The organism is Streptomyces sp. NPDC088124 (assembly GCF_040685895.1).
GTDB lineage: Bacteria > Actinomycetota > Actinomycetes > Streptomycetales > Streptomycetaceae > Streptomyces.
Window position 1 is genome coordinate 108,171 of record NZ_JBFBJB010000030.1, and the last position, 6,017, is coordinate 114,187.

Consider the following 6,017-nt stretch of genomic DNA (forward strand, 5'->3'; position numbering starts at 1 on the left):
CAGATCGGCTGGCGCGACTCCTGGGAACGCGCTCCGGAAGCAGCCGAGGCGCTCCTTGCCCGCCGTGTCGTGATTAAGGCCGTGCTCGATGTAATAGCAAAGAGGTGAGATCCCGCCCCTGGTGCAGACGCCACTCGCCGCTGGCGCGCTCCGTCGGCCCAGAACCGGATAGCAGGACATCTACCGGCCGCAACTTTCATCCTGACCATCGCCGCCCGGCATCGAGCCGTCACTCGCTGGGGCGGTTCTGCTCGCGCATCATGTTCCGCAGGGCCTGCCGGGCAGAGATCAGGTCGTCCTGGGCCTCGGTGAGCGAGGACTGCAGGCCGTCTCGGTCCGCTTCGGCGCGGGCCAGCTTGTAGGCGAGCTCCTGGTTGGCCGCAATGAGTTCGTTGATGCGGGAGACGAGCTCAGCTTGGCCTGCTTGTCCGACTTGCTGTCCAAGGCCGCGCTGAACGGCGGCCTTGAGCCGGTCCCGCTCCTCCCTCAGGGCCCGGAGCTCGGCGCGAGCCAGTTCCAGGTCGGTCGCCATACTCGCCGAGCTGGCGACGGCACCGGTCTTGCGCTCCCGAACCTTGCCTCCGGTCTGGGCCTTGCGCGCGGCCTCGATGTGCTCGCGCACGCCCTCGGCGTAGACGAGCCAGTTCGACACCTGGGCGGCCTTGGCGACGCCGAGGAACGTGATGGGCTCGCCCTTGGCCTTCATGTCGTTCATGACGGCGAGGACCTTCGCCCGTTTGGCCAGGCTGTCCTTCTTCCTGGCCTCGCGGAGCACGTCGGCGGGGGTGCGCTTGGCGGTCACGCCCCGGCCTCGTCGGCAGGGCGGACGACGGGCATGGGCAGGGCGACCGGTCCCAAGGCAGCGGAGCCGGCGCGCAGGCGCCGCAAGATCTTGCTGGCCTCTTCGACCTCGTGGCGTTCCTCGTCGGGCATGGACTCCATCTTCGCCTTCATCTTCTTGATCACGTTCAGGTAGTCCGCGATCTCGCCTTCCATGCCCTTGATCGTGTAGTCGGCCGCGCCCATCGCGCGGGCCAGCTCCAGATTGGCCTTCAGGCTGCGGACCTGGTCCTCGATGGCGGGCAGGTGTGAGGGGTCGGGGCGGTAGGAGCCGCAGCCGGAGCACTGGAAGCGGATCGGGCAGGCATTGCCTCCGGCCTTCACGTTGGACGGCTCGACGCAGTTGCCCCAGAGCACGGCGACCGACCGCAGCTCGTATGCTGTCGCCGAGCCCATGGGCTCGGAGTTGCCCTGCCGGTCGATCGCGAGGACCCGCAGGGTGTCCACCGCCTCGCGCTTCATCTTCTTCGACACCTGGTAATACGCGGCCGTGGTATCTGCCGATCTGTGGTCCATGAGCGCTTGCAGGACGTGAAGGGGGACACCGGCGTCCGCGTAGCGCTGGCAGAAGGTATGCCGGAAGGCGTAGGGGAAGATCTTGGTCCGGTCGAACGGCAACGGCGTACCGTCACGCCCCAGTTCCTCGGAGTCCAGCGCCGGAATCGAGTCGGCCCACGACCGGATGAACCGCGAGAGGTATCCCGTGTCGAGGTGATGGTAGCGGTTGGTGATGGCCGGGAAGAGATGTTCCGCGCTGTTGTCCGGCAGGTCCAGCCCGGCCCGGATCTCCTGCCAGTCCTTGATGGCGTCCACGGTCTGCTGGTGGACCGGCAGGCGCCGTCGCCGTCGTCGGCCTTTCATGTTGTGCCAGATGAGCTGGTACTCGCCGTTGTCGAACTCCAGGCAGTCCAGGTCGAGTCCGGCGACCTCGGCGGGGCGCCGACCGGTGTCCCGCAGGACCACATAGGCCGTGCGAAGCATCGCGTTAACGGCCTCGGGAGGAAGCTCCCCGTAGGGGAAGTCCTTGCCGAGCAGGTTGACGTGCTGGTCGAGCTGGCGGATCACCGGTTCGGGGATGGCCTTGCCGATCTCCTCGTCGTTCTCGTCGACCTTCTTGATCGTGTGATGGTCCGGATGACGGACGAAGCGCGAGGACAGGTCATCCAGTACCCCCTCGCGGCGCCCGAAGTCCAGGAGGTCGAAGAACTGGGCGGCTCTCTTGATCAGCGTGGTGGAGGCATAGACGTTGCCCTGCCTGCCCCGGGCCGTCCGGAACGCGTCGACGATCGCGGTCACGTCCGAGAACTGGAGCTTGCCCGGATCGTCGCCGCCGCCCGGTCGCAGTTCCAGGGCGCGTGAGGCGATGACGCACGCCCAGTGGTGTTCTCGGAGATCCTTGCTGTTGGGGTTCGCGGTGCGGGCCCAGTGCATCACGAGTTCCCGCAACCACGCCTGGCGGATCTCACCGAAGTCGAGGGAACTGGGATTGCGAAGAGCGCTCTGGGTCTTCTTGAGGGAGGGGATCGCCTGGCTGACGGTACGCAGATCCCAGACCAGTTTCCGGGCGGGGTCAACCCCCCGGAACTGGTCGAAGCCGGTCGCGATGTCCCACCGCACCCCGCTCAGGAGCGACGCTGTCCCCTCGTAACCTGCTTGGGAGGGATCCGGGAATGTCTCTCCCGCCAGGGCGATGCTCGGCAGGCCGGCCAACAAGCCGACGACGCCCCTTACCGCCTGCGGAGAGAGATTCTGCCCGCGTGCGTCACGCTGCTGGAGAACGTAGAGAATCTCCAGCCGCGCCACCGCAGACAGCGGAGCGAGCGAGAACATGTGGGCGGCCAGAAACGGCGACTGACGCTCGGCCCACCGCGCGGCAGCCGCGCTCCCGTCTCCGACGAGGTCGGCCTGGCTGGCCTGGAGCCGCCACTGCCTGTGGTGTGTGCGACACAGGCCGTTGTTCTGGGACCTCTCCCTTGAACATCCCGGAACTCGGCACCGTTCTGCGGCACCCAACGGCTTCTGACGCGCCACCCACTCCGGCATGTCGGCTTCGGACCGCTTCTTGGCCTTCGCCCATCCGCGGTAGTGGGTCAGACACAACCCCAGGGCGAAGGCGTCCCTGGGGCACGCGGATACCGCGCACGTGGCGAGACTGCGATGCGCGGCGACGCGACGGATCGTCCGTGTGTAGGTCGCCTCGAACTCCTCTTTGGTCATGCCGCTCTCGCGGTAGGCGTCGCGGCAGGGCTTGCAGTAGCCCGGATTCATCATGGTCGCCCCGCAGCCGACGATCCGGCAGACTGCGACGCTTGTCCGCGGGTTGTGCGGGTCACCGACGAACAGCAGCACGTCCGCATTCCATTCGCCGGGACGCCAGCCGGGGTCGAGTCCTCCACGGAGCCACTCGGCCCATGCGGCAACGGCCTGGGCATCGTCGGGACGGCGGTTCAGTTTCCGGGGCTGGGCCGGAACGACTGCGACGGTCACGGGCGAACCTTCCCGGGGGTGGCGACGTGGTTCACGGCGTCGCGTTTCTCCTGGTCGCTCGCGTGCGTGTACTGGTCCAAGGACTGCCGCGACACGTGCCCCGCCATATCCATGATCAGGTAGTCGGGTTTGCCCTCACGGCGCCAGCGCGTGATGGCGGAGTGGCGAAGCATGTGGGGGCGGGCGGTGAACCCGGCCTTCTTCGCCAGGCGCTGGAACAGCTCATACGTGCTGGGGTACTTCATCGGTTGCCCGAGCGGTGCGGCGAAGAGGTTGACGAACACCATGTCGCAGTCCGCCGCTTCCGGCACCCGGTCGCGTTCCCACTGGTAGTCCGCGTACAGACTGCCGATGTCCTCGCCCACCGGGACCCAGCGGGTCTTGCGGGTCTTGGACAGGGCTCCGTTGGCGTTCTGCCGACGCCTGACATGGATGTGCGGCCCGGCAACCGCGCAGCCCAGCACCTTCGAACTGGCCAGCAGATGCATGTCCTCCCGGCGCAGCCCCAGGGCCTCGCCGATGCGGATGCCGGTAACTGCCAGGAGGGCGATCAGCAGGCGGTCGCGAGAGTGCACCGTGCAGTCGAGGACCTGCCGGATCTCCTCATCCGTCAGATACTCGTAGCCAGGGACCACGATCTTGAACTTGATGGTCTTGACGTTGACTGTCGAGAACTGGCCCTCCTCGCCCCGGTCGTACCCCGGCGGCGCGTACCGCAGCTGCTTCGGCTCGTACAGCTTCGTGGCCAGGTCGGCGGACACCGGGCTGTCGTCGAGCAGCGCGCAGTACCGAAGGAAGCGGAACACCGTGCCCACGATGGCGTTGGCGGTGCCCTTGGACCGGTACTTGGGCTCCACTCGTACTTCCCGCCCCCTGGGCGGCAGCGGCTCATCCACCAGCCAGTTCAGGAAGCCGGCCAGGTGCCGCATCGAAGGCGCAGCCCAGTCGACGCCGTGATCCACGCAGTAGCAGAGGTACAGGGCGATACGGCCAGCGTAGGCCCGCTCGGTGTTCACCGACGCGTCCTCCGCACTGCGCAGGGAGGCCAGATACGCCGACGAGTACCGGTGTAACTCATAGGCGGCATCGACCACGACCCACATTGGCGAGCCGTCGTCCGGGGACAGCGCCTTCTCGGAACGGAACGGCCGAGGCGGCGGGCTGATGGCTCCATACGTCACTTGAACCCCGATGATATCTGTGAGGCACGTTGGTCTTCACCCTACATGCCTCATGTGCCAGAGACTCTTTCAAGCACCTAAGATAATCGGCGGCGTCCTCGCCCTGCTGGCACTCGCTGCCCGGCACGGGACCGTTGTTGACGGACACCACGACGCGATGCGCACCATCCTCGCGTGGCTGGACCGCTGGCAGAAGGAGACCGATCACGGCCCGGCCTGGCCGTACTGGGTCACCCGGACTGAACTTCGCGGCGACCGACTCACCCCGTCCGCGCCCCGGAGACCGTCGTGGTGCTACGGCACCGCTGGCCTGGCCCGTGCCCAGCAACTCGCCGCCCTCGCCCTGGGCGACAGCCCCCGTCGTATCGCCGCGGAGAACGGGCTCATAGCCGCCCTCACCGACTCCGCACAGCTCAAGGCCACCACGGACAAGGGCCTGTGCCACGGTTTCGCTGGCCTTGCGCACATCGCCGCCCGGACCGCCGACGCCGCCCACCCCTCAACCGTCGGACGGTTCCAAGCCGTCATCCCAGCGCTTCTCGCCGCAATCTGCCCACCAGGCACCGACCCGGCAGCCGCCGCGGCCACCGTGGTGACCGAACCCGGGCCGGGGTTCCTCGACGGCGCCGCGGGCATCGCCCTTGCGCTCCTGGCGCCCGCTACCCCGACTTCGCCGCGCACCGCATGGGACGCCTGCCTCCTCATTAACTGACCACCGCCGACCGAAGGACGCGTCATGCCCCAGGACTGGCACCAGCACAACGTCGTCTTCACGGACCGCAAGAGCGCACAGCGCGCCATCACCGACCGTCTCGGCCCTGCGCTGTTCGCGGCCGAACAAGCTGGACAGGTCAGCGGCTGGTGGTTCATGAACAAGCAACCTTGGCCCCTGCGTTACCGCGCGCCCGAGCCGTCACCGCTCGTCGAACAGCTCCTGAGTGATCTGGTCGGCGACGGCGTCGTCTGCTCCTGGCTGCCCGGCATCTACGAGCCCGAGACGGAAGCGTTCGGCGGCCAGTACGCCATGGAAGCGGCACATGAGCTGTTTCACGCCGACTGCTGGCACCTGCTCACATATTCGCCTGGCCCGGGTCGCCTCGGCCGCCGGGAGACTGCCGTTCTCCTGGCAAGTGCGATGATGCGGGCCGCTGGTCTGGACTGGTTCGAGCAGGGCGACGTCTGGGCAAAGTACGCCGCCCTCCGCCCTGCCACGGGACCGATCTCCCCGGATGGGACCGCCACTCTGGTCCCGGCGATGCGCACGCTCATGACCGCCAGCACCATGACCCTGTGCCACCCCGGGGGCCCGATCGCCGGACATACCCGATGGGTGGACGCCTTCGAGCGGACCGGCGCGGTCCTCGCCGGCCTTGCCACGAGTGCAGGAATCACCCGCGGGCTGAGAGCCGTTCTCCGGGTGTGAGTAGTTGCGGTACAGAAAGTGCCGTTGAGATTGATCTTGCTGGAGTCGGCCTACCTCGTCGACGCTTCGAGCTGACGCGGCACGGC

Annotated in this window: 3 protein-coding genes and 2 pseudogenes; 2 read left to right on the forward strand and 3 right to left on the reverse strand. The window is 67.6% G+C overall.

Features of this window, described 5'->3' with window-relative positions:
• Positions 1 to 229: 229 nt before the first annotated feature.
• The 3 genes from AB0P17_RS24725 to AB0P17_RS24735 are packed head-to-tail and all read right to left on the reverse strand — an operon-like array spanning position 230 to position 4,508.
• Positions 230 to 802, reverse strand: a complete 573-nt coding sequence (locus tag AB0P17_RS24725; protein WP_365814084.1) for a DUF6262 family protein — start codon at positions 800 to 802, stop codon at positions 230 to 232.
• On the reverse strand, positions 799 to 3,327 hold the full coding sequence (locus AB0P17_RS24730; RefSeq protein WP_365814085.1) for a tyrosine-type recombinase/integrase: 2,529 nt from the start codon (positions 3,325 to 3,327) through the stop codon (positions 799 to 801). The genes AB0P17_RS24725 and AB0P17_RS24730 overlap by 4 nt, the downstream gene beginning before the upstream one ends.
• On the reverse strand, positions 3,324 to 4,508 hold the full coding sequence (locus tag AB0P17_RS24735) for a tyrosine-type recombinase/integrase (RefSeq protein WP_365814086.1): 1,185 nt from the start codon (positions 4,506 to 4,508) through the stop codon (positions 3,324 to 3,326). Before AB0P17_RS24735 ends, AB0P17_RS24730 begins: the two co-directional genes overlap by 4 nt.
• An 85-nt stretch (positions 4,509 to 4,593) precedes the next feature.
• Here AB0P17_RS24735 and AB0P17_RS24740 point away from each other — a divergent pair.
• Positions 4,594 to 5,220, forward strand: a pseudogene (locus AB0P17_RS24740) (lanthionine synthetase LanC family protein); the annotation flags it as partial.
• A gap of 24 nt (positions 5,221 to 5,244) precedes the next feature.
• Positions 5,245 to 5,922 (forward strand): annotated as a pseudogene (locus AB0P17_RS24745) (thiopeptide-type bacteriocin biosynthesis protein); the annotation flags it as partial.
• Positions 5,923 to 6,017 lie beyond the last annotated feature (95 nt).